Origin of the sequence: Brevibacterium sp. XM4083 (genome assembly GCF_006489205.2) — a bacterium.
Taxonomy (GTDB): Bacteria; Actinomycetota; Actinomycetes; order Actinomycetales; family Brevibacteriaceae; genus Brevibacterium.
Genome location: NZ_VFYR02000001.1, coordinates 1,075,377 through 1,095,833 on the forward strand (window position 1 = coordinate 1,075,377; position 20,457 = coordinate 1,095,833).

At 68.3% G+C, this 20,457-nt stretch carries 22 protein-coding genes; 9 read left to right on the plus strand and 13 right to left on the minus strand.

All coding sequences use genetic code 11. The annotated features are described in order from the left end of the window. Positions 1-147: 147 nt before the first annotated feature. The gene (locus FJ887_RS04660) at positions 148-861 is read right to left on the minus strand and encodes a GNAT family N-acetyltransferase (RefSeq protein WP_140954736.1); all 714 of its coding nucleotides are present in this window, start codon (positions 859-861) and stop codon (positions 148-150) included. A gap of 5 nt (positions 862-866) precedes the next feature. Then, a complete protein-coding gene (locus FJ887_RS04665; RefSeq protein ID WP_137827097.1) occupies positions 867-1,361 on the minus strand; it encodes a MarR family winged helix-turn-helix transcriptional regulator in 495 nt (164 codons plus the stop codon). A gap of 214 nt (positions 1,362-1,575) precedes the next feature. Here FJ887_RS04665 and sucC point away from each other — a divergent pair, with 214 nt between their 5' ends. From sucC to FJ887_RS04685, 4 genes are all read left to right on the plus strand, one after another. Then, positions 1,576-2,745, plus strand: coding sequence for an ADP-forming succinate--CoA ligase subunit beta (gene sucC / locus FJ887_RS04670; protein ID WP_137827096.1), 1,170 nt, complete (start codon positions 1,576-1,578; stop codon positions 2,743-2,745). Positions 2,746-2,764: 19 nt separating this feature from the next. Beyond that, positions 2,765-3,667, plus strand: a complete 903-nt coding sequence (gene sucD / locus FJ887_RS04675; protein ID WP_140954735.1) for a succinate--CoA ligase subunit alpha — start codon at positions 2,765-2,767, stop codon at positions 3,665-3,667. A 483-nt stretch (positions 3,668-4,150) separates the two neighbouring features. Further along, positions 4,151-5,443, plus strand: a complete 1,293-nt coding sequence (locus tag FJ887_RS04680) for a collagen binding domain-containing protein (RefSeq protein WP_140954734.1) — start codon at positions 4,151-4,153, stop codon at positions 5,441-5,443. Between the two features lie 94 nt (positions 5,444-5,537). Further along, on the plus strand, positions 5,538-6,671 hold the full coding sequence (locus FJ887_RS04685; RefSeq protein WP_137826414.1) for a threonine aldolase family protein: 1,134 nt from the start codon (positions 5,538-5,540) through the stop codon (positions 6,669-6,671). On the opposite strand, the gene FJ887_RS04690 is transcribed toward FJ887_RS04685, so the two are convergent. Next, positions 6,651-8,021: an amino acid permease gene (locus FJ887_RS04690; RefSeq protein ID WP_137826413.1), complete on the minus strand. Its 1,371-nt coding sequence runs from the start codon at positions 8,019-8,021 to the stop codon at positions 6,651-6,653. The genes FJ887_RS04685 and FJ887_RS04690 overlap by 21 nt on opposite strands. 30 nt (positions 8,022-8,051) lie before the next feature. On the opposite strand from FJ887_RS04690, the gene FJ887_RS04695 reads away from it, so the two are divergent. Beyond that, the gene (locus FJ887_RS04695; protein ID WP_171007085.1) at positions 8,052-9,023 is read left to right on the plus strand and encodes a GlxA family transcriptional regulator; all 972 of its coding nucleotides are present in this window, start codon (positions 8,052-8,054) and stop codon (positions 9,021-9,023) included. A gap of 86 nt (positions 9,024-9,109) precedes the next feature. Here FJ887_RS04695 and FJ887_RS04700 read toward each other — a convergent pair whose 3' ends face one another. Together FJ887_RS04700 and FJ887_RS04705 are read right to left on the minus strand one after the other, a co-directional pair. Next, positions 9,110-10,279, minus strand: a complete 1,170-nt coding sequence (locus tag FJ887_RS04700) for an RtcB family protein (RefSeq protein ID WP_140954733.1) — start codon at positions 10,277-10,279, stop codon at positions 9,110-9,112. A gap of 336 nt (positions 10,280-10,615) precedes the next feature. Next, positions 10,616-11,020 (minus strand): universal stress protein, encoded by a 405-nt coding sequence (locus FJ887_RS04705; RefSeq protein ID WP_137826410.1) that lies wholly within the window; start codon positions 11,018-11,020, stop codon positions 10,616-10,618. 101 nt (positions 11,021-11,121) lie between these two features. On the opposite strand from FJ887_RS04705, the gene FJ887_RS04710 reads away from it, so the two are divergent. After that, a complete protein-coding gene (locus tag FJ887_RS04710; RefSeq protein ID WP_137826409.1) occupies positions 11,122-12,375 on the plus strand; it encodes a class I SAM-dependent methyltransferase in 1,254 nt (417 codons plus the stop codon). A 68-nt stretch (positions 12,376-12,443) separates the two neighbouring features. Continuing rightward, complete coding sequence (locus FJ887_RS04715; RefSeq protein WP_137826408.1) at positions 12,444-13,028, plus strand: DMP19 family protein; 585 nt, start codon at positions 12,444-12,446, stop codon at positions 13,026-13,028. A gap of 68 nt (positions 13,029-13,096) precedes the next feature. Here the strand turns inward: FJ887_RS04715 and FJ887_RS04720 are convergent, their stop codons facing one another. Both FJ887_RS04720 and FJ887_RS04725 read right to left on the minus strand, forming a co-directional pair. Beyond that, positions 13,097-14,485: an APC family permease gene (locus tag FJ887_RS04720; protein ID WP_249356858.1), complete on the minus strand. Its 1,389-nt coding sequence runs from the start codon at positions 14,483-14,485 to the stop codon at positions 13,097-13,099. 49 nt (positions 14,486-14,534) lie between these two features. Further along, complete coding sequence (locus FJ887_RS04725) at positions 14,535-16,211, minus strand: amidohydrolase (RefSeq protein WP_140954732.1); 1,677 nt, start codon at positions 16,209-16,211, stop codon at positions 14,535-14,537. Positions 16,212-16,318: 107 nt separating this feature from the next. Between FJ887_RS04725 and FJ887_RS04730 the strand changes: the two genes are divergently transcribed. Further along, a complete protein-coding gene (locus tag FJ887_RS04730; protein ID WP_137826406.1) occupies positions 16,319-16,975 on the plus strand; it encodes a TetR/AcrR family transcriptional regulator in 657 nt (218 codons plus the stop codon). Positions 16,976-17,060: 85 nt separating this feature from the next. Here the strand turns inward: FJ887_RS04730 and FJ887_RS04735 are convergent, their stop codons facing one another. Then, on the minus strand, positions 17,061-17,765 hold the full coding sequence (locus FJ887_RS04735) for a hypothetical protein (RefSeq protein ID WP_137826405.1): 705 nt from the start codon (positions 17,763-17,765) through the stop codon (positions 17,061-17,063). A gap of 31 nt (positions 17,766-17,796) precedes the next feature. On the opposite strand from FJ887_RS04735, the gene FJ887_RS04740 reads away from it, so the two are divergent. Then, positions 17,797-18,246, plus strand: a complete 450-nt coding sequence (locus FJ887_RS04740) for an ASCH domain-containing protein (protein WP_137826404.1) — start codon at positions 17,797-17,799, stop codon at positions 18,244-18,246. Here FJ887_RS04740 and FJ887_RS04745 read toward each other — a convergent pair. From FJ887_RS04745 to FJ887_RS04765, 5 genes are all read right to left on the minus strand, one after another. After that, complete coding sequence (locus FJ887_RS04745) at positions 18,237-18,701, minus strand: GNAT family N-acetyltransferase (protein WP_137826403.1); 465 nt, start codon at positions 18,699-18,701, stop codon at positions 18,237-18,239. The two genes, FJ887_RS04740 and FJ887_RS04745, sit on opposite strands and share 10 nt — an antisense overlap. 61 nt (positions 18,702-18,762) lie before the next feature. Next, positions 18,763-19,152, minus strand: a complete 390-nt coding sequence (locus FJ887_RS04750; protein WP_249356857.1) for a TfoX/Sxy family protein — start codon at positions 19,150-19,152, stop codon at positions 18,763-18,765. A gap of 4 nt (positions 19,153-19,156) precedes the next feature. Further along, positions 19,157-19,513 carry a nuclear transport factor 2 family protein gene (locus FJ887_RS04755; protein WP_137826402.1) on the minus strand — a complete coding sequence of 119 codons (357 nt, stop codon included), beginning with the start codon at positions 19,511-19,513 and terminating at the stop codon, positions 19,157-19,159. Between the two features lie 86 nt (positions 19,514-19,599). Continuing rightward, positions 19,600-20,034 (minus strand): SRPBCC family protein, encoded by a 435-nt coding sequence (locus tag FJ887_RS04760; RefSeq protein ID WP_137826401.1) that lies wholly within the window; start codon positions 20,032-20,034, stop codon positions 19,600-19,602. Continuing rightward, a complete protein-coding gene (locus FJ887_RS04765; RefSeq protein WP_137826400.1) occupies positions 20,027-20,362 on the minus strand; it encodes an ArsR/SmtB family transcription factor in 336 nt (111 codons plus the stop codon). The genes FJ887_RS04760 and FJ887_RS04765 overlap by 8 nt, the downstream gene beginning before the upstream one ends. Positions 20,363-20,457 lie beyond the last annotated feature (95 nt).

Consider the following 20,457-nt stretch of genomic DNA (forward strand, 5'->3'; position numbering starts at 1 on the left):
GACACGGTCGGATGGGACCGGCGGGAGGCGGCGAGGACGGCGCGGGATCCGCTGCGGTTCCGCGCCGAGGACCGACCCCGCTCTCCAGCGTAATCGGCGGTCGGCTCACACCCGGGCAGGACGCGCTGGGAGGGCCGTCATCGGCGCTCAGCGCAGCCGGGCGGACCTGACATCCTCGAGCCGACGACGCTGAGCGCCCGTCTCATCGACATTGTCGGGAGCCAGCCATGCGACGAACGCCTCGCGCAGGGCCGGCCATTCGGAGTCGAGGATCGAGAACCACGCGGTGTCGCGGTTGCGTCCCTTGACGATGAGGTGCTGGCGGAAGACACCCTCGAAGGTGAAGCCGAACCGGGTGGCCGCCCGCTTCGACGGCGCGTTGTCGTTGTTGCACTTCCATTCGAACCGGCGGTACCCGGCCGCGAACACGGCGTCGGCGGTGAGGAAGAATGCCTCGGTGGCCGCACGGGTGCGGGCGATCGCCGGACCCCAGAGGATGTTGCCGATCTCGATGACGCCGTTGGCGGTGTCGATGCGCATGAGGGCCTGTCGTCCCTCGGCCCGCCCGGTCGCGCGGTCGACGACGGCGAAGAAGAGAGGATCGGCCGAGGCGGCAGCAGTGTCGAGCCACGCGTCGAACTCCGCGCGATCGCGCGGCGGGTGCTCGGGCAGGTAGGCGAAGCGCTCCTCGGCGCCGGGGGCGATCGCGGCCGCGAAGAGGCCGTCGCCGTGCCGGGCGGGATCGAGCGGCACGAGGTCGACCGACGTCCCGACGATCGTCTCCCGCCGAGGCGGCGCCACCGGAGTCCAGTGGCGCAGGGAGTCGGCGGTCGCCTCGGCGGCAGAAGTGGGATCGGCCATCGTGCTCAGTCCTCGTCGCCGTCGAAGCCGGTCGAGAGCTCCCGGAGCAGGGACGCGAGTTTGCGTCGGCCGGCCGGGGTGAGCCCGGCGAGGATGTCGCGCTCCTTGACGAGGAGATCGGCGAGGGCGGAGTCGACGGTCGCCCGCCCCGCCTCGGTGAGGCGCACGAGCACTCCGCGGCGATCGTCGGGATCGGGCAGACGCTCGACCCAGCCGGCGGTGACGAGGCGGTCGATGCGGTTGGTCATGGTCCCGCTCGTCACGAGCGTCTCCTGCAGGAGCGTCGAGGGGGAGAGCTGGTAGGGCTCGCCGGAGCGGCGCAGGGCCGAGAGCACGTCGAAGGCCCAGCTCTCGATGCCGTAGTCGGAGAAGCTCGACTTCCGTGCGCGGTCGAGCTGACGCGACAGTCTGCTCACGCGGGAGAGGATCTCCATGGGGGAGACATCGAGGTCAGGACGTTCGTGTCGCCACGCGGCGACGATCCGATCCACCTCATCCATGATCCGATATTACGTCCAGATCAAGAATCTTGACGACCAAGATACTTTTTCACGAGATATTCGTTACGTTCGCGGCCTGCGTGTTTGGATGCTCGGGTGCTGTTGGGAATAAAGTGGTGCCTGGTTGTTGCATCCGTCAACGCTCTTGCGGGGCCAAACGACCCCGTACGAATGCTGGGTGGAAAATCCCTGCAGACGAAACGAAGGAAGACACGTGGATCTTTTCGAGTATCAAGCGCGTGACCTGTTCGAGAAGCACGGAGTGCCCGTGCTCAAGGCCCAGGTCGCCACGACACCAGAAGAAGCGAAGAAGGCAGCTGAAGAGCTCGGCGGCGGCGTGGTCGTCGTCAAGTCGCAGGTGAAGATCGGCGGCCGCGGCAAGGCCGGCGGCGTCAAGGTCGCGAAGAATCCGGACGAGGCCGAAGCACGTGCGAACGAGATCCTCGGTCTCGACATCAAGGGCCACATCACGAAGAAGGTGATGATCGCCGAAGGTGCGGACATCGCCGAAGAGTACTACTTCTCCGTTCTCCTCGATCGCTCCAACCGCACCTACCTCGCCATGTGCTCGAAGGAAGGCGGCATGGAGATCGAGCAGCTCGCGGTCGAACGCCCCGAAGCGCTGGCGAAGATCCCCGTCAACGCCATCGACGGCATCGACGACGCCAAAGCCAAGGAGATCGCCGAGGCGGCCGGCTTCGACGCCGAGACCGCAGCGAAGGTCGCTCCTGTGCTGACCTCCCTGTGGACCGTCTTCGAGAAGGAGGACGCCACCCTCGTCGAGGTCAACCCGCTCGTCAAGACCGGTGCCGGTGACATCCTCGCCCTCGACGGCAAGGTCTCGCTCGATGAGAACGCGGACTTCCGTCACCCCGACCACGAAGAGCTGCGCGACATCGACGCCGAGGACCCGCTCGAACTCAAGGCCAAGGAACTCGACCTCAACTACGTCAAGCTCGACGGTGAGGTCGGAATCATCGGCAACGGCGCAGGCCTCGTGATGTCGACGCTCGACGTCGTCGCCTACGCCGGTGAGAAGCACGACAACGTCAAGCCCGCGAACTTCCTCGACATCGGCGGCGGCGCCTCGGCCGAGGTCATGGCCAACGGACTCGACGTCATCCTCGGCGACGACCAGGTCAAGGCCGTCTTCGTCAACGTCTTCGGCGGCATCACCGCCTGTGACGAGGTGGCCCGCGGCATCGTCAAGGCCCTGGAGATCCTCGGCGACCAGGCGACCAAGCCGCTCGTCGTCCGCCTCGACGGCAACAACGTCGAAGAGGGCCGGGCGATCCTCGCCGAGGCCGCTCACCCGCTCGTCACCCAGGTCGACACCATGGACGGTGGAGCCGACAAGGCCGCCGAACTGGCAGCCGCCAAGTAAGGAAAGGTCTCTCACACCCATGTCTATCTTCCTGAATTCCGATTCGAAGATCATCGTCCAGGGCATCACCGGCGGGGAGGGCACGAAGCACACCGCCCGCATGCTCGCGGCCGGGTCGAACGTCGTCGGCGGCGTCAACGCCCGCAAGGCCGGCACCACCGTCAAGCACGTCGACAAGAACGGCGACGACATCGAGCTTCCCGTCTTCGCCTCCGTCGCCGAGGCGATGGAGAAGACCGGTGCCGACGTGTCCGTGGCCTTCGTTCCGCCCGCCTTCTCGAAGGACGCGGCGATCGAGGCGATCGACGCCGGCATCGGCCTGCTCGTCATCATCACCGAGGGCATCCCGGTCCAGGACTCCGCCGAGGTCTGGGCCCGCGCCCAGAAGGCCGGCAACACCACCCGGATCATCGGCCCCAACTGCCCGGGCATCATCTCGCCCGAGCAGTCCCTGGCCGGCATCATCCCGGCGAACATCACGAAGAAGGGCAAGCTCGGACTCGTCTCGAAGTCGGGCACGCTGACCTACCAGATGATGTACGAACTGCGCGACCTCGGCTTCTCGACCGCGATCGGCATCGGCGGTGACCCCGTCATCGGCACGACGCACATCGACGCCCTCGAGGCGTTCGAGGCCGACCCGGAGACCGAGGCGATCGTCATGATCGGCGAGATCGGCGGCGACGCCGAGGAGCGCGCCGCGGCCTACATCAAGGAGAACGTGACGAAGCCGGTCGTCGGCTACGTCGCCGGCTTCACCGCCCCCGAGGGCAAGACCATGGGCCACGCCGGCGCCATCGTCTCCGGTTCCTCGGGCACCGCCCAGGCGAAGAAGGAAGCGCTCGAAGCCGCAGGCGTCAAGGTCGGCAAGACCCCGACCGAGACCGCTGAGCTCATGCGCGAACTCCTCAACGCCAAGTGAGCCTGCGCGCCTGATGCGCTGACCGTCGGTCTGCGACATCAGGCGCTGCCGCGGTGCGCTGAGTGCGCTCCGCGGCGATCCGTCCGAAGCCCGCCTCCGCTGACCCGGAGGCGGGCTTCGTGCTGTCCGGGCCTCTCCTCGCCGAGGCGGTCGCCCGGTCTTGTGCGCGCCTCGCGCCGAGGCGGTCGCCCGGTCCTGTGCGCGCCTCGCGCCGGGGCGGTCGCCCGGTCTCGGGCGCAACCATCGCGATCCGCCACACCCGGGAAACTTGCATGATTTGTGGAGATCGTATCCAAGTTGTTACCTTGGAAGCTCAGTCCCCGTTCGATGCTGGCCCCGGTCCCCCTCCCGGATTGCACCCTTGGTGCCGGTCTGCGTCGACCAACACAAAGGAATCACATGACAACTGCGACATCTCGCGCAGCTGCCGCAATCCTTGCGATGCTTGCCCTCGTGGCAACCGCGCTGATTGCGATCCCCGCTGTGGCAGCACCGCCATACCAGACGAACGCGAACATCGATTCGCTGAAGTTCCACGAGGAATCGATCAAGAGCGGCTCGACTGCTCGCATCGACGGCACGTGGAGCCTTCCCGACAATCCTCAGACGCCCGCCGGCTTCGTCGTCGATCTTCCCGACGAGCTCCAGGGACGCACTGATTCCTTCGAACTCAAGGATCCCGATGGCGTGACCATGGGACAGTGCACCGTGACCGAGACGCAGCTCTACTGCGATCTCGATTCGGACTACCTCAACGCGAACCCGCTCAACATCCAGGGCACGTTCTACTTCTGGGTGTCGGTGCAGACCGAGACCACCGAGACCAAGGAAGTCACCTACGACTTCGGCGACGTCTCGGACACCGTGACCGTCACTCCGCCCGATGGCCCGTGCGTCGGCGACTGCGAGTGGAAGGGTCAGGACTCGTACAAGTGGGGCAACTACAACTACGACGAGAACTACATCCAGTGGCACGTCAACATCAAGTCGCCCGCCGGCGGCATGAAGGGCGGCCAGAAGGTCACCGTCACCGACCTCGGCGGCGAGAACATCGAGCTGATCCCGGGCGAGACCCGTCTGTCGGGGACGAACACGTTCAACGAGAACGGTCAGCCCGTGGGCTGGGGACCGAAGCCCCAGGACTTCTACACCGTCTCTGACGATGGCGCGACCGTGAACTTCACCTCGGAAGAGGGCTGGGTCTACGCCGTCATCTACCGCACGACCGTCACCGACGGCGGCAAGTCTGACTCGTACACGAACTCGGCGAAGTTCGAGATCGAGGGCGAAGAGACCGTGATCAAGAAGGGCAAGGTCGTGCGCCAGGGCGGCGGCGGCACCGGCGACGGTGACGAAGAGCCCACCCCGACCGAGACTCCGACGGAAACTCCCACGGAGACTCCGACGGAGACCCCGACAGAAACTCCGACCGAGACCCCGACTGAGACCCCGACCGAGACTCCGACGGAGACTCCGACTGAGACCCCGACTGAGACTCCGACGGAAACTCCCACCGAGACCCCGACGGAAACTCCGACGGAAACTCCCACCGAGACCCCGACCGAGACTCCGACGGGCACCCCGACTGAGACCCCGACGGCTCCCGGACCGGGCGACACTCCGACCGACAAGCCGACGGCTCCCGGCCCTGGCGGCGACCTGCCCCGGACCGGTGTCGACAGCTTCGGCACGCTCGCCGCAGGCGCAGCACTGCTCGTGGCCGGTCTCGTGACGATGGCACTCGTCCGGCGTCGGAAGATCAGCGCAGACAGCTGATCCGACCGAGCACCACCTGAGGGGGAATGAAGAGGGAGCGACCGCGGTCGCTCCCTCTTCGCTGTCTGCTCACTGACAGCGATACGCTGAGCGGGTGAACAATGACGCCACGCCCTCATCCGCGACCGCTGAAGCACAGAAGAACGCCACCACCGTCACCGCGCCCGTCGTCAGCTCCGATCCCGCCGATCACCCGCGCAACTTCGGGTCCGACAACTGGGCCGGCGCCCATCCCGAAGTGATGGCGGCGCTGACCGAGGCCAACGTCGGCCACACTCCGGCCTACGGCGGTGATCCGTGGACGGCGCACTTCCACGAGGTCATGCGCGGGCACTTCGGTCCCGATGCGCAATCGTTCCCCGTCTTCAACGGCACCGGCGCCAACGTGCTCGCCCTGCAGTCCGCGCTGCCGCGGTGGGCGGCCGTCATCACCGCCGTCAGCGCCCACATCAACTACGACGAGACGGGCGCCCCCGAGAAGGTCGGCGGACTGAAGATCATCGGCGCCCCGACCGTCGACGGCAAGCTCACCCCGGACATTATCGCCGCCGCCGTGATCGGCCGCGGCAGCGAGCACAATGCCCAGCCCTTGGCCGTGAGCATCGCGCAGTCGACGGAATGGGGCACGACGTACACGCCCGAGGAGATCCGCGCGATCGCCGAGGCGGCCCACGACCAGGGCATGATCCTCCACATCGACGGCTCCCGCCTCGGCAATGCGGCAGCGTTCCTCGGCACCGGCCTCGGCGAGCTCACCACCGACGTCGGCGTCGACATCCTCAGCCTGGGCGGGACGAAGAACGGCCTCCTCGGCGCCGAGGCGGTCGTCGTCCTCAACCCCGAGATCGGGCAGGGGATGCGGTTCCTGCGGAAGATGAACCTGCAGCTGTCGTCGAAGATGCGCTTCCTCTCCGCCCAGCTGGGCGCTCTCTATGACGGTGAGCTGTGGCGCACCTCGGCGAATCACGCCAACGACATGGCCGTGCACCTTGCCGATCGACTCGCCGAGGTGGCCGCTGACAACCGTGTGCCCGGGCTCTCCGTGGTCCAGGCGGTGGAGGCGAACGTCGTGTTCGTTCGCATGCCCGCCGAGGTGGCCGCCCGCACCCGACAGCGCTTCGCCTTCGCCGACTGGCCGCTGCAGCCGAACGTCGTCCGCCTCATGTGCGCCTTCGACACGACGCCGGAGGACGTCGACGCCCTCGTCTCAGCGATCGTCGGCGAGTGAGCCGGTCCTCGTCCGGACGACGGCGACGACCGCGGCGACGAGGAGAACGGCGACGGGGAAGATCGCCCGGCTCCCCGAGGAGATGAGCGTCCAGGCCATGAGGGGCACGAGCAGAAGATTCGCCACGCTCCATACCCGCAGGCCGACTGTGCGGACGTAGGCGACGATGCACATGATGTAGATGAGCACGAAGACGCCGCTGGCCGCGCCGAGCATGTCGACGACGAGGTCGGGTCGCACGAGGAGAATCGTCAGCGACACCGTGAAGCCGGTGCTCAGCAGCAGAACGGCGCGACGCGGAGCCGCATCGGGGGCAGCGGCGAATGCCCGAGGCAGGATCCCGTCGGCGGCCGCCGCGGAGATGACCGAGCCCACACCCCGCGTCCAGGCCACGGCGTTGAGCGCCATGCCCAGCAGTCCCGAGGCGGCGAGCACTCCGGCGACCGTCCCGCCCCACGGCGTGGACCGCACGGCATCGACGACTCCGGTGACCGGATCCGCTTGAGCGGTCTGGACGACGACGGCCAGTGTGAGGGCGAGGACAAGCACGAGCAGGAGTGCCAGGGTCGTCATCGCCACCGGAGCGAAGTCGCGACGAGGATCGGGCAGTTCGCGAGCGAGGAAGGTGAGGTTCTCGAACCCGATGAACGCCCAGAAGGCGATGAGCGCCCCTGCAGGCACGAGCGCGAGCGCCGGGCCGTCGGGGAGGACGTCGGGTGAGCGCGTCGGGTGGAGCAGCGACCACGTGACGACGCCGATGAGGGCCGCGACGAGCACTACTGCGCCGCTGCGCTCGACTGCGCTGCCGAGCGTCCGACCGCGCAGATTGATCGCGACGGCAACGCCGAGGAGGAGAGCGGCGAGTGCGATCTCAGGCACGGGCGCCCGCACGATCGCCGTGAGGTTGCGCGCGGCCATGACCGCGCCCGAGGGCAGTCCGACGACTACGACCATCGTGAACATCAGCGGCACCATGGCCGCGGCGCGATGTCCGAGTCCGGCGCGGATCGTCGCGCGCAGCGGATCCGCGCTGCGGGCGGACCCGACAACGGTGTCGCGGAAGAGCATGATCATGGGCAGGCACGCCAATGCTGCGACCAGCCAGGTGAGGACGGCGCCACTGCCCGTCTCGTGGAGCACCGCGGCGGGCACCGCGATGAGCCCGGCCCCGACGACGGAGGCGAGTCCTGCGGCCACGCCTGAACTCAGTGCCGCGATCCGCACCCACCCGGAAGTGTGTCTGCGTGACGATGGTGTCGACGACTGATGAGCGGCCGCTGGCTGCTGGTGAGATGTCATGGCTCCACTCAACCGCTGAGGCCCTGTGCCGACGAGTGGCCGAAACGACATGGATCACCGGATTTCGGTCATACTGGAACGATGTGGACTGCAGCGGTGCTCGTCAGAGACGGACTCTCCCTCTTCGAATTCGGCGTCACGGCCGAGGTCTTCGGGATCGACCGGACCGCTGCGGGGGTGCCGCCGATCGACTATCGGGTCTGCTCAGAGGGCGGGCCGGGGTGGCTGCGGACGAAGCATGTGTCGGCAGTCCGAGTCGAATCCACTCATGGCCTCGACGGTCTCATCGGGGCGGATGTTGTCATCGTCAGTGCGACTCTGCCCCACACCGGCACCGAGGCGGAACGTCGAGCGCTGCGCCGAGCACACGCCGCCGGATCCGTCATCGTCTCTCTCTGCAGCGGGGCGTTCCTGCTGGCCGGTGCGGGACTCCTCGACGGGCACCGTGCGAGCACGCACTGGCTGTTCACGGAGCAGCTGGCCAGGGACTTCCCGCGGGTCGACGTCGTCGAGGCGAATCTCTTCACCGACGTCGGTCAGATCATCACCGCGGCCGGAACCGCCGCAGCGATCGACACCTGCCTGCACATCGTGCGGCGGGAGCTCGGGGCGGGCACGGCGGCGGCGATCGCCCGCCGGATGGTCGTCGCTCCCACCCGTCACGGCAATCAGCTCCAGTTCGTCGCCCGCCCGCTGCCGCCGACTCCGGACTCAGGACTGTCGGCCACGCTCGAGTGGGCGGCGAACCACCTCGGCGAGGACATCGATGCGGCCGCTCTGGCCCGCCACGCGAATCTGTCGGTGCGTCACCTGGGGCGTCGTTTCCAGCAGGAGATCGGGTCGACTCCGCTGCAGTGGCTCACGCAGGAGCGGATCCGGGCCGCGCAGGAGCTCCTCGAGGTCAGCGACCTCTCGGTCGATGCGATCGGACGGAAGGTCGGCTATGCCTCAGCCACCCAATTGCGCGAGCACTTCCGACGCGCGGTGGGCACGAGCCCATCCCAGTATCGGCAGTCCTTCGCGCAGACGGGTGCCGCCGACGGCGACGGGTGACCCGAGTCCCAGGAAGCGAGCGGACCCCAACCGCCGAGGCGGGGCCTGTGCACATGTCACAGTGCGCAGGCCCCGCCTCGGGGCTCTCAGTCTCCCTTGACGTTGACGAGCTGCCGCAGGGTGTGCCGAACCTCGACGAGCGGGTCCGCATCGGCCATCACCTGGTCGATCGGCTTGTACGCCTGCGGGATCTCATCGATGAAGGCATCCGTGTCGCGGTACTCGATGCCGACCATCGCCTCCCGCAGCTGCTCCTGCGTGAACGTCTTCCGCGCAGCGCTCCGGGAGAACTGCCGGCCTGCGCCGTGCGGGGAGGAGTTGAGCGACACCGGGTCGCCCTTTCCGGCCACGACGTAGGAGGCCGTGCCCATGGAGCCGGGGATGAGCCCGAGCCGACCGGCATCGGCCTCGATCGCGCCCTTCCGCGACACCCACACCCGTTTGCCGAAGTGCTCCTCGGACTGCGTGAAGTTGTGGTGGCAGTTGATCCGCTCCGCCTCGACAACGGGCTCACCCATCGTCTCGGACAGCTGCCTGGCCACCCGATCCATCATCTCCTCACGATTGAGCAGCGCGAAGTGCTGGGCCCACTTCAGCTGCCTGATGTAAGCGGTGAACTCAGGAGTGCCCTCGACGAGGTAGGCGAGATCGGGGTCGGGCAGATCGATCCACCACTGACGGTTGAGCCTCGCGGCGACCTTGATGTGGAAAGTCGCGATCTTGTTCCCGATGCCCCGGGATCCGGAGTGGAGGAACATCCACACCCGGTCGGCCTCGTCGACGGAGACCTCGATGAAGTGATTGCCCGACCTCAGGGATCCCAGCTGGTGGCGCCAGTGCCCGGCGTAGGAGGCGGGGTCGAAGCCTGCCTTCTCCGCGAGCTCCTCGAGTTCGGTGATGCGCGGGGCCGCGGTGGCGACGATCTTCCGGTTGTACGCCCCGGCAGAGGTCGGCACGGCGCGCTCGATCGCCTCCCGCAGCGCTGTGAGGTCGCGCGCCGCGAGCTCGGACAGGGTGAACTGGGTACGCACCGCGATCATGCCGCAGCCGATGTCGACCCCGACGGCGGCCGGGATGATCGCGCCGAGCGTCGGGATGACCGACCCCACGGTCGCGCCCTTGCCCAGGTGGGCATCGGGCATGAGCGCGAGGTGCGGGTAGATGAACGGCATGCGCGCCGTCTGGTGCGCCTGCTCCCGGGTCCTCTCATCGAGGAGAGAGGCCCAGGAGATGAGCCGTCTGTCGAGTTTCTCCATTGTTCCTTTCCTTGCCTTCTTCAGTGGTGATGTCCGGGACGATCACCACCGCAGAGGCCAAGGAGGACACAGCTGCGAGAAGAGAAAAGCCCCGGACCGGTGATCGGTGCGGGGCAATCTGACGTCGGAGTCAGATGTCGCGCGACCGAAGGGCCGGCTGACGGCGGGATTCGACGTGCGTCGATCCCTTCTGCTCACGCTGCAGAGCGAGAGTGGCCATCAGTGTCGTCCTTCGTATCTGTGCCGCGCCGAGGTGGCGGGGCAGTGGGTGTCAACTGCGCCGAGGTGGCGCAGAAGTTAGACCATACACGACTGCAGGAGTCGTGTCCATGGTCGTCACCGGGTGCTCTGCGCCTTGACGGAGACGACGGGCACCTCGGCTTCGAGGATGATCCGCTGCGCCGTCGAGCCCATGATGAGCTTGCCGACGGGGGAGCGGCGGCGGGAGCCGATGACGATCATGCGGGTGTCGTCGGTCGCCTCGGCCAGCGCCAGGAGCTCTTCGACGGGATCGTTGCCGCGGAGGAACTGGAGGATCTCGTGGGAGACCTCCGAGTCGCGCAGGGTCGTCTTGAGCTCTTCCATGTCGGCGTTCGTCGCCACGCCGCGCTCGTCGGGAGTCTCACCGATGCCGGCATTGAGCACGATGACGGTGTCGTCGAACGCCCGGGCCTGTTCGATGCCGAATGCGACCGCGGCCTTGCCTTCGGGCGAGGGGGAATAGCCGACGAGGATGGTCATGTTCACTCCTGGATGCGTGTGGGGATTCGAGCTCCCTCAATTAGTAGCACATCTCACCTGGCGTGAGCGCGGCCATGACCTCGCCGCACTAGACTGAGCGGATGCCCGGCTCCCTCCTCGCCCCCGACTCCCAGGCTCTGCGCACCCGCGACGAGATCCTCGCCCGTCTGCCGCTGACCGCGCAGACCCCGGGTCTGCCGCAGGCCAGGCTGCTCGCCGACTACGTCATCGGACGCCGCGGCGGGGTCCTCGATGTCTCCGGTCGGACGACCGACGGCACGCACGCCTCACCCGCCGATGCCCCTGCCCGGATCATCGTCGTCGACGACCCGCACGGTCTGCAGGCGCGCGTGCTCAGCGAGTTCGCTCCCGTCGCGACCTTCAATGACCGTCTCGACGAAGCGGAGGCCGTGACCGCTGCGGCTCCCGGCGCCGAGGTGGTCGCTGACCTGGGACGATACGTGTCCACGCGGCTCGCCGAGGTGGAAGCCGCACACTCGTCCGAGGCCCACGAGGAGCCTGAGGTGTGGGCGGTCGTCAACGCGCCGAAAGCGACGAGCGCCCTCGCCGAGGTCGTCGCCGTGCTCCAACCGCTCGTGTCGACGCTCATCGTCATCGGCCGCAGCGACGTCATGAGCCGGGCGGTGAACAAGGAGCTCGCGCGCGGGTTCGGCCGGGTCGACGTCTCCCCGGGCGTCGGGAAGCACCGGCTCATCATCGGCAGCCGCCCGCTGTCGACACCGTCGCTGACGACCTTCCCGCGCCGCGGCACGATCGAGGCGACCGCGACCGGCCCCCTCGAGGTCAGCGCTCACGGGGCGTGCTTCTCCGGGACGAAAGCCGACGAGGGGTCGACGCTTCTGCTCACCGCCTTCGCCGAGGCGGGCGCCGCCCCGGATGCGCCGGCCGCCCTGACCCGTCCGGCCTCCGTTCTCGACCTCGGCGTCGGCAACGGGTGGCTGCTCACCGCGGCACTGCGCGTGACGGGGGCGGGCACGGGAGTCGGCGTCGACATCTCCCGGGCGGCGGTCGCCTCGGCGCAGGAGACGGCGGCGGCCAACGGACTCGACATCGCGACGATCCTCGCCGATGCCACCGACGCCGATGCTCTCACCGGGGAGTTCGACCTCATCCTCCTCAACCCGCCGTTCCACCACGGCACGGCCATCGAGACGGACACGGCAGGCGCGCTCATGCGCACCGCGGCCGCGCACCTGCGATCCGGCGGACGGGTGGTCACGGTCTTCAACTCTCATCTGCGCTACCGTGACCGGCTCGAGTCGCTCATCGGTCCGAGCGAGCAGCTGGCGCGCACCGCGAAGTTCACGGTCGTCAGCAGCCGGGCGGACGGCTGACCGGACCTCTCGAACGACATTGTGGTCCATGTCACCTGTTGTTCATGTGGCGGACCTACCGTCGGGGCATGAATGACGACAGCGTGGCCTACGACCGCATCGAATACACCGAGGTCGACGACATCCTCCAATGCACGACCGACACCTCGCACCCCGTGCTGCTGACGAAGGCGGCACTCGACGGGACACCGGCCGAGGTCGTCGACTGCAATCGCGAACTCGTCGCCCGCTCGCTCGACCGCGCGGCGACGATCGAGGATCTCTCCCGCGACTCCGTCCGCAGCAGCTACGTCGACCTCTACCAGGCCGCGGTGACCGAGCGCGGGTGGGCCTGGTACCGCGACCGCGTGCCCCGCACGGCGAGGGAGCTCGCGCTGCAGGGGCTCAAGCTCATCGGTGCCCGCGAGCACCTCGACCTCGTCGTCCGTGCGATCGAGGAGGATCTCGACGACGAGACCTTCCGCTCGGCCTTCGACACCGCCGAGGCGGCAACCGCGCTCGAAGCTGTCAACGCCGCCTTCCTCCTCGACCTGCCGACGATCAACGTGCTCAGCGAGACCGACATCGAGACCGCCCTGAGCATCGAGTTCTCCGGTGAGGGACTGCCTGCCGACTACCCGCGCTGGCGCGGAGACCTGAGCATCTTCGGCTGAGCGGTGGCGCAGCCGGCGCTGCGCGGACCGCGGCTCCGACGATGCCGGCTCAGCGCGCCGATGCCGGCCTATTCGCTGAGATCGAGTGAGGGCGTGGGCCGACGGAACCCGCGGGTGACGACGGCGAGGTAGGCGATGCCGATCGCCAGCCACGCGAGCCCGATGAGCAGGGTGCGCGGGGACAGGCTCGTCCACAGCCACACGGTGAGCCCGAAGCCGATGCCGGGCAGGACGATGAAGCTGAGGACCGCGCGGGCGCCCCGGCGCCCGCCGTCGATGAAGTAGTGCTTGATGACGGCGAGGTTGACCGCGGAGAACGCCATGAGCGCCCCGAAGCTGACCATCTCGGAGATGAACGTGAGATCGACGGCGAGGGCGAGGAGGGAGACGACCCCGACGGTGATCGTCGCCCACACCGGGGTGAGGAAGCGCTTCGACAGACGGCCGAAGAATCCCCGGGGCAGCACGCCGTCGCGGCCCATCGCGTAGAGGATCCGCGACACCGAGGCCTGGGAGGTCAGCGCCGACCCGCACGCTCCTGCGACGTAGGCGGCGGTGAAGAAGATCGTGAGGAACTGACCGCCGGCCGCGGCCATGACGTCGAGGGACCCGGATTCGGGGTCGGCGAAGGCGTTCGACGGATAGACGAGCTGCGCGATGAGCGAGAGCACGATGTAGATGAGTCCGCCGGTGACGGTGGCGATGACGATCGCGCGCGGCACCGAGGTCGTCGGGTCCTTCGCCTCCTCCGACAGGGTCGAGACCGCGTCGAAGCCGAGGAACGACAAGCAGAGGATCGCCGCCCCCGCCATCACCGCGCCGAATCCGTCGACCGAGCCGTCGCCGGTGAAGGGTGCGGCGAGGTCGACGGTGCCGGATCCGGAGAGCGTGACAGCGGAGAGGACCGCGAAGGTGACGATGAAGATGCCCTGCGCGGCGATGATGACGATGTTCGCCCGCGCCACGGACACGATGCCGATGATGTTGAGGACGGTGACGAGGACGATCGCGGTGAGCACGAAGACCCAGGCCGGGATCATCGGCAGGGCGGCGGAGAGGTAGAGGCCGATGACGAGGTAGTTGATCATCGGGAGGAAGAGGTAGTCGAGCAGCAGTGCCCACCCGGCGGCGAACCCGACTCCGGCCCCGAACGTCTTCTGCGTGTACGTGTACGCCGATCCCGCGAAGGGCAGCGCTGCGGACATCTTCGCGTACGAGCGGGCGGTGAAGACCATGGCGACGAGCGTGATGACATAGGCGAGCGGAACGCGGCCGCCGGTGATCTCGGTGACGATGCCGTACGTGGTGAACACGGTGAGCGGCACCATGTAGACGAGGCCGAAGAAGACGAGCGAGGGCACGCCGAGGGCGCGACGCAGGTGACCTGTGGATGCCGAGGTCGCGTCCGCTGACAGTGCGGGGGTCGGCTGTGACTGAGGGTCTGGGTGGTGGGACATCATCGTCCTTTGCGTGATCGATTCCGTGTTATCGGGCCCGTGCCGGGGCTTATCGGGCCTGTGCCGGGTCGGCGTCGGAGGAGTGGAGGAGGGTCCCGCGCAGGTACGTGGCGCGCACGGGCAGGGCCGCGAGTTCCGCCGGGCCGAGGGTGCGCGGGTCGGTGCCGAGAATGACGAGGTCAGCGCTCGCCCCGGGACGGATCTCACCCCAGGGCGCCGGTGCGGCGTCGGCGAAGGCCTGGTGGGCCACGCTCGCCGAGTACGCGTCGAGGGCACGGGCGGGATCGACGATCTCATCGGGAGTCCACCCGCCCACCGGTCGGCCCTCGCTCGTCTGCCGACTCGTCGCGATCGCGAGGCCTTCGAGCGGGGCACCGGAGGACACCGGCCAATCGGATCCGAAGGCGAGGGTCGCCCCCGTCTCGAGGATCGTGCGCATCCGATACTGCTCCTCGGACCTCTCCTCGCCGAGGCGGGGCACCGTGAGCACGGTCATGAGCGCATCGAGCTGCGCCCAGAGCGGCTGCATGGTGGCGATGATCCCGAGTTCGGCGAAGCGATCGAGATCGGCGGCGGCGACGAGCTGGGCGTGGGCGATGACGGGGCGCCGGTCGCGCGGACCGTTGGCGGTGATCGCGGACTCGATCGCATCGAGGGCCTGGCGGACGGCGGCATCGCCGATCGCGTGGATGTGGATCTGGAAGCCGGCCGCGTCGACGGCGGTGACCGCCTCGGCCAGTGTGTCTCCCTCCCACACCCGCATCCCATGGTTGTGCAGGGACGAGCAGTACGGTTCGAGGAGCGCTCCGGTCTCGTTCTCGACGACGCCGTCGGCGAAGAACTTCACGGTCTCGGCGGTGAGCAGGGGTGAGGCGGCGTCCCGGACGCGCTTCCGCGATGCGATCATCACTGGCAGCTGGGTGCTGAAACGGCGCGGATCGGCGTAGAGCGCGAGATTGAAGCGGATCCCGAGGCGGTCCTGGCGTGCCGCGGTGAGGTAGGTGTCGACGTCGGCGGGTTCGACCCAGGCGTCCTGGACCCACGTGACTCCGCGTTCGAGATAGTAGGCGGCGGTGCGCTCGAGGGCACGGAGGCGTTCGTCGTCGGACTGGGGTGGTTGGACGGCGGCGATGAGGTCGACGGCACCCCATTCGCGCAGAGTGCCCAGCGGCGTCCCGTCGGACCGGCGGGGGATCTCCCCGAGCACCGGATCCGGGGTCTCGGCGGTGATGCCGGCGAGCTCGAGGGCACGGGAGTTCACCCACACCGTGTGATAGTCCCAGGCGCGGAGGACGACGGGACGGTCGCTGACGGCGGCATCGAGCCAGCGGGCATCGAAGAGCCCGCCCTCGACGAGGCTGCCGTCATAGGATGCGCCGATGATCCATTCCGCCTCGGGGTGGGCGGTGGCGAAGCGGGCCACCTCGGCGACGATCTCCTCAACGCTCTCACACCCTCTCACCTGGGGGCCGGCGGCTTCGAGGCCGCCGAACAGGGGGTGGGCGTGGCCGTCGCCGAAGGCGGGCATGAGGAATCCGCCGGCGAGGTCGACGTGCCGGGCACCCTCCGGTGCCGCGAGGTCGGCCCCGGTGCCGAGGCCGAGTTCGTCCGCGCAGGCGCTCGCGCCGACGGCGGCGATGATGCCGTCCTCAACGAGGAGGGCGTCGCTGGGTTCGCGGTCTGCCCCGCACCAGATCGTGCCGCCGGAGAAGAGCGTGGTCGCCACCGTGGGAATCCTTTCGCTGCCGTGCATACGAACACTGTTCGTATCTGTGACCTTCAGCACGATACACTCGTCACGGACATGAGGGAAGTGCGAATCAGGATGTGATCATGCGGCTCAATCGGGACAGGCTCGTCGCCGCCGCCCTCGACCTCGTCGACTCCGACGGTGCCGAGGCGCTGTCGATGCGGGTGCTCGCCGACCGCGTCGACCGGCAGGTCTCCTCGCTCTACAACCACATCAGCGGACGCGACGACCTCATCGAGGCGATGCGGGCGCAGATCGTCGCCGGCATCGACGTCAGCGCATTCCGCTCCGTCGACAGTCAGGGCACGTCCGCCTCGGCGAAGAGCTCGGACGGCGTTGTCACCTGGGACGTCGCTCTCGAACTCTGGGCGCGCTCGTATCTGCGGGCCTTCGCCGCGCACCCGAACCTCATCCGCCTGCTGGCGACGACGTCGATCCGGGATCGGTCGACGTATGCGATGTACGACGTCGTCGTCGCCGGGCTGCGCCGCGGCGGCTGGCCGGAATCTGAGGTCATCGCCGTCGTGCGCACCGTCGAGGCGCATGTGCTCGGATCGGCCCTCGACATCGTCGCACCGGGAGATCTGCTGGTACAGGGTGCCGCGGGGGAGGAGTTCCCGGCGGTCCACGCCGCGCTCGCCACCCACAATGCCGACTCCTATGGGGCGGCGCCCTCGTTCGACCTCGGGTTGGCCGCTCTCATCGACGGGCTGCGTTCGCGGTTGGCGGCAGCGGCCTGAGCAGACGCCGTCGGGTGAACCGTTCGTGGTCGCGAACCGGCCGAAACGGTGAGGTGGGCTCGGTTCTGTGACCGCAGACGGCCGCTCAGAGCTTCGGCTCGCCCCAGATGCCCATGGCGAGGAAGACGAGGCCGGCCAGCAGCGTGAAGCCGGTGGCCCACGGTCGCAGGTCCGCCTCGGCGAGGCGGGCGAAGAACCCGGAGATGCGGTCGGAGATCCGGGGGAAGCGGTTCCACGCCCAGGTGAGGAGCACGTACGGTGCGATCATCGCGGCGATGAAGACTGTGAAGGTGGCGCCGCGGACGGCGATGTCCTCGCTGACGGCGCGGACGATGCGGGCGACGATGTACATCGTCGCGAAGTCGCTGAAGCTGATGACGGTGTTCGAGACGCCGATGACGATCATCGCCCACGGTTTGCCGGTCGGCTTCTTGTGCGGCTTCTTCGGCTTCGGCGGACGGCGCAGCTGGAGGGCCATGATGATGCCGGCGATGAGGAAGAGGACGCCTGCGGCGAGGTCGACGCCGCGGCGCACGAGGACCTTCTCGACGTCGCGGCTGACGAGGGTCTCGAGCGTGTGCGGGTCGATGACCTGGAGGGCGAGGAGGATGACGGTGGCGCCGATGACGAGACCGAGGAGCATGAAGCCCATCGCACGCTTGGCCCGCGGGACGTCGGTGAGGACGCGCAGGGACTCGGCGATCGTCGTCGGACTGATGCCCATGACGAGGCCGAGCCCGATGAGGCTGACGGCGGCGCCGACGAATCGCAGGAGGTCTGTCTCAAGCATGGGAGCAACACTACCGGGGTAGGGTCACTCCATGGATGACACGAGGCTTGCCGATTTCTGGGCCGCGGCGCGGGCGGCCGAGCCGACTCTGCCTCCGGCCGTTCCTGCGGCGTGGGCCTTCGGTGCGACTCCTGCGCAGGCCGATGACCTCCTCGCGCTCGTCCTCGCCGGCGTCAAGACGGCGACCGCCTCGGCGCTCGACGACTACGACGTCGACGGAGATCCCCTGCCCCGAGCTGGAGATGCGAACATCGTCCTCGACGGCCGGGACCGACCGCGGGCAGTCATCGTCACCTCGGCGGTGGAGATCCTTCCCTTCGCCGAGGTGACCGCGGAGCATGCGTGGGCCGAAGGCGAGGGCGATCGATCACTGGCCCACTGGAGAGCCGAGCACGAGGAGTTCTGGCGCGCTGTCCATCCGTCCGGGTTTCGGCCTGACATGCCGGTCGTGTGCGAACGGTTCCGGCTCGTCTATCGCTGAGACGGAGCTGCGTCGTAGGTGAGCCAGTGCGTTTTCGTTGCGACCTTGTCGTAGAGGGCCTGGGCCTGCGTGTTGTCATCGGCGGTGATCCAGCGGACGACGGACCGTCCTTCGGCAGCGGCGAGGTCCTGGAGCCGGGCGATGAGAGCGCGCCCGGCCCCCGTGCCGCGGGCCTCGGGTGCAGTGAAGAGATCGTCGAGCCAGATCCCGGTCGTGCCGGTCGACGGCCGGGCGAAGCGACGGTAGTCGGCGATTGCGACGATCTGACCATCCGCCTCGGCGACAAGACTCTCGCTCTCATGGGACGGATCGCTCACCCAGCCCCAGACCCGAGCGACGACGTCCTCGGATTCGGGCAGGTGGTAGAACTCGCGGTAGGCGCGGAAGAGCTCGCGCCAGCGGGTCTCATCGGCTGATTCGACCGGGCGGACGGTCACCTCTGCATTCGCACTCATGTGGCCACTGTAGGACCGAACTCGCCCGATGAGGAAGAGTCGGCGCAGCTCCGCGCCGGGATCAGCCGCGTGTTCCGCTGACCGCCCGATTGTGCTCGAGCGCGAGGCCGACCCACCGGGTGAGATCGGCCTCGCGCTCGAGTGCCGTTGCAGCGACTTCGATCCAGCCCGGCCCCATCGTTCGCCCGGCACCCATCTCGGCCTGCGCGGCGCCGGGGCGGTCAAGCAGCTCGGCGTGCCGATCGGCATCGACGCGGGCGAGCAGGGCACCGGTCTTCAGCGCACACACGGCGAGCTTCTCGTAGACCATGAACGAACGTCCGCCGAACATCGAGACCTCGCGCACGACGGCTTCTCCCGCGAGCGCGGTGCGCACACGGTCGACGAGGCGCGTCTGCTCCGGGGTCATCATCGGCTCACGCCCGGCGATGACGGCAGCGATGCTCGGCACAGCATCACTGCGGGGGAGGGCCGTAGGAGAGGCGGTCGAACATGAGCACGGTCTCCGTGATCTTGCCGTCGCGCACGGTGAAGAGCTCGGCCGCCGGAGTCGTTCCGGTCTCAGCGGTCTGCGGATAGTAGAGACGGACGATGCGGTCCCCGTCGGAGAATTCGCCGATCTCCTCGATGCCGGTGAGCATCGGAGCGAAACCGCCGATGAACTCGGTGTAGGCCTCGATGCCGGTGATGTCCTGGCCGGGTGCCCGACAGACGATGTCGTCGGCGACGAGGGCCATCGCCTCGTCGATCCGGTTGTTCGTCCACGCGTCGTGGTATCGCTGCACGACGTCCGCTGCGGTGTTCTCTGCCATTGTTCTCTCCTCTTCGAGTGATGGAACCTGAGTGGTGGATCCTGTGCGGTGGAGCGTCAGTGGTGCGGCGGCGAACCGTGCGATCATCAGCCCGGCAGGGGCCGCCAATCGTCGGGGTCGTTGACGGCACCGGCGCCGGCGACGACGAGCCGCGGCAGGAAGTGCGCCCAGCCGTGGGCGTGGCCGGGCACCTCGGCGTCAGGCAGGTCCGAATGGATGAGATCAACGCGGGTGCCCGAGTCGGTTGCCGTGAGTCGGAACTCGACGGTCGAGGCACCGACCGGCAGATCCGCACTTCCGGGGAAGCCCCAGGAGACGACGACACGGTGGGGCGGGTCGATGTCGATGAACTCGCCGCGGACCGGATGGCCGGCGATGTCGACAGCGAACCGACCGCCTCGGCGAGGATCGAGGTCGGCGAACTCGCCCATCCACGCCGTCATGCCCTCGTTCGTCGTCAGATAGGAGAACACCGTCTCCGGCGCGGCGGCGATGTCGACAGAGTCCGTGAACTCAGCCATTGCCGCTCCTCTCCTGACTCTCGACAGCGGCCTTGAGGGCGGCGAGCTTCGTCGGCCAGAAATCGTCGAGGTACGACCGCACCGCGGCCAGTCCGTCGGTGTCGACGGCGTAGAGGTGGCGCGTGCCCTCCCGGGTGCCGGTGGTCAGGCCCGCCTTCGCCAGTACGCCGAGGTGGTGCGACGTCGTCTGCTGGGAGAGTCCGACCTCCTCGGCGATCGTTCCCACTGGTTTCGGTGCCGAGCGGACCGCGCGCAGGATCGCCCGGCGGTTCCCGTCGGCGAGCGCACGCAGCGCCCGGTCGAGCTCTGGTTCGGGTACTGCGCTCATCGTGGTCCTCGGTGCTCGGATGCGCTGGCACCCTCACCATAACACAAATATTCATTTGTACTTATAGACGTGAGTGGAGAAAGGCGGGTGACGGC

Bases quoted from the DNA above. Each gene is read 5' to 3' on its own strand.
- FJ887_RS04660 (WP_140954736.1), bottom strand. From the start codon at position 861: ATGGCCGATCCCACTTCTGCCGCCGAGGCGACCGCCGACTCCCTGCGC.
- FJ887_RS04665 (WP_137827097.1), bottom strand. From the start codon at position 1,361: ATGGATGAGGTGGATCGGATCGTCGCCGCGTGGCGACACGAACGTCCT.
- sucD (WP_140954735.1), top strand. From the start codon at position 2,765: ATGTCTATCTTCCTGAATTCCGATTCGAAGATCATCGTCCAGGGCATC.
- FJ887_RS04690 (WP_137826413.1), bottom strand. From the start codon at position 8,021: ATGTCGTTTCGGCCACTCGTCGGCACAGGGCCTCAGCGGTTGAGTGGA.
- FJ887_RS04695 (WP_171007085.1), top strand. From the start codon at position 8,052: ATGTGGACTGCAGCGGTGCTCGTCAGAGACGGACTCTCCCTCTTCGAA.
- FJ887_RS04700 (WP_140954733.1), bottom strand. From the start codon at position 10,279: ATGGAGAAACTCGACAGACGGCTCATCTCCTGGGCCTCTCTCCTCGAT.
- FJ887_RS04705 (WP_137826410.1), bottom strand. From the start codon at position 11,020: ATGACCATCCTCGTCGGCTATTCCCCCTCGCCCGAAGGCAAGGCCGCG.
- FJ887_RS04710 (WP_137826409.1), top strand. From the start codon at position 11,122: ATGCCCGGCTCCCTCCTCGCCCCCGACTCCCAGGCTCTGCGCACCCGC.
- FJ887_RS04715 (WP_137826408.1), top strand. From the start codon at position 12,444: ATGAATGACGACAGCGTGGCCTACGACCGCATCGAATACACCGAGGTC.
- FJ887_RS04720 (WP_249356858.1), bottom strand. From the start codon at position 14,485: ATGTCCCACCACCCAGACCCTCAGTCACAGCCGACCCCCGCACTGTCA.
- FJ887_RS04730 (WP_137826406.1), top strand. From the start codon at position 16,319: ATGCGGCTCAATCGGGACAGGCTCGTCGCCGCCGCCCTCGACCTCGTC.
- FJ887_RS04735 (WP_137826405.1), bottom strand. From the start codon at position 17,765: ATGCTTGAGACAGACCTCCTGCGATTCGTCGGCGCCGCCGTCAGCCTC.
- FJ887_RS04740 (WP_137826404.1), top strand. From the start codon at position 17,797: ATGGATGACACGAGGCTTGCCGATTTCTGGGCCGCGGCGCGGGCGGCC.
- FJ887_RS04745 (WP_137826403.1), bottom strand. From the start codon at position 18,701: ATGAGTGCGAATGCAGAGGTGACCGTCCGCCCGGTCGAATCAGCCGAT.
- FJ887_RS04755 (WP_137826402.1), bottom strand. From the start codon at position 19,513: ATGGCAGAGAACACCGCAGCGGACGTCGTGCAGCGATACCACGACGCG.
- FJ887_RS04760 (WP_137826401.1), bottom strand. From the start codon at position 20,034: ATGGCTGAGTTCACGGACTCTGTCGACATCGCCGCCGCGCCGGAGACG.
- FJ887_RS04765 (WP_137826400.1), bottom strand. From the start codon at position 20,362: ATGAGCGCAGTACCCGAACCAGAGCTCGACCGGGCGCTGCGTGCGCTC.